Source organism: Escherichia sp. TW14182 (genome assembly GCF_000208525.1).
Lineage (GTDB): Bacteria > Pseudomonadota > Gammaproteobacteria > Enterobacterales > Enterobacteriaceae > Escherichia > Escherichia ruysiae.
The window spans coordinates 1-1131 of record NZ_AEJZ01000266.1 but is presented as its reverse complement, the minus strand read 5'-3'; the positions used below and the strand labels follow the sequence as shown (position 1 = coordinate 1131).

3 protein-coding genes and 1 pseudogene are annotated in these 1131 nt (G+C 48.8%); all 4 read left to right on the top strand.

Going from position 1 to position 1131, the window contains the following annotated elements; all coding sequences use genetic code 11:
• Positions 1 to 78 (top strand): annotated as a pseudogene (locus tag EQY_RS26615) (phage holin family protein); the annotation flags it as partial.
• 1 nt (position 79) lies between these two features.
• Positions 80 to 625, top strand: a complete 546-nt coding sequence (locus EQY_RS0119430) for a glycoside hydrolase family 108 protein (protein ID WP_000836755.1) — start codon at positions 80 to 82, stop codon at positions 623 to 625.
• 140 nt (positions 626 to 765) lie between these two features.
• Positions 766 to 948 carry a hypothetical protein gene (locus EQY_RS0119425; RefSeq protein ID WP_001233884.1) on the top strand — a complete coding sequence of 61 codons (183 nt, stop codon included), beginning with the start codon at positions 766 to 768 and terminating at the stop codon, positions 946 to 948.
• 17 nt (positions 949 to 965) lie between these two features.
• Positions 966 to 1100, top strand: a complete 135-nt coding sequence (locus EQY_RS26905) for a hypothetical protein (RefSeq protein WP_001284012.1) — start codon at positions 966 to 968, stop codon at positions 1098 to 1100.
• Positions 1101 to 1131: the final 31 nt, after the last annotated feature.

The following is a 1131-nucleotide window of genomic DNA, read 5'->3' as shown; positions in this document are numbered from 1 at the left end:
CTTAATCTGCTGTTCTGCGTGTTGGTGATTCGCGCTCGTGGGAACGTTTCAAAAATCTTTGTATTACGAAGGCGCTGATATGAAGTCGAAAGATGAAATTTTTGACGAAGTTCTGGGAAAAGAGGGCGGTTACGTCAATCACCCGGATGATAAAGGCGGACCGACAAAATGGGGTATTACTGAAAAAGTTGCCCGTGCGCACGGATACCAGGGCGATATGCGTGATCTGACGCGCGGACAGGCGCTGGAAATACTCGAGGCGGACTACTGGTATGGACCACGTTTTGACCAGGTGGCAGCGTTATCCCCTGATATTGCCGCAGAGTTGTGTGATACGGGCGTGAACATGGGGCCAACCGTGGCGTCAAAAATGCTTCAACGCTGGCTTAACGTTTTCAACCTGCGCGGGAAACTGTATCCGGATATGGATGCTGATGGACGCATCGGGCCGCGTACTCTTAATGCGCTACGGGCATATCTGAAAAATCGTGGCAGGGATGGCGAACTGGTCTTACTAACCGCGCTGAACTGTACGCAGGGTGACCGTTATCTGGAGCTGGCAGAGAAACGCGAGGCCAACGAGTCGTTTGTCTATGGCTGGATGAAAGAACGCGTGGGAGTGTAGTTGAAATTCCACTTTTCAATGAAGTCGGTAAATCCACTTTGCAGATAGCACGACATTAGACTTAGTGAAAAAGCAAAACCCCGGCTGGGGGAACAGTCCGGGGTTTTCTGTTTCTGACCTTGGGTAAGGCAAAGTAGAACATGAGGAAGTATAAACCAATTCTGTTGAGGTTGACTATGAAAAACGGCCTTGAATTGAAAGCGCCTGTAACTGATGACATCAGCAGAGCGGTGGCTTTTGCCATTAAGTGGGTGGCTGTCGGTATCGCTGTGTCTCCGATTTTGTATGGGATGGCAAAATTGATCATTGCTGTGAAATCGTAAGTGGTGCGGGGGTAAATATGTCAGATAGCATCATAAAACTAGCGAGGATTCTCTGTGTGGTTGTTGGCCTTTCATTTTCAGTGATGCTGGTTGCCATTTTCATTGCTACTGCCTGGAGAGTCTTGAGCTTATCTGGATTGATTGGTGGATAGCTGACATGAGCCGAAAACACTGGACACACAG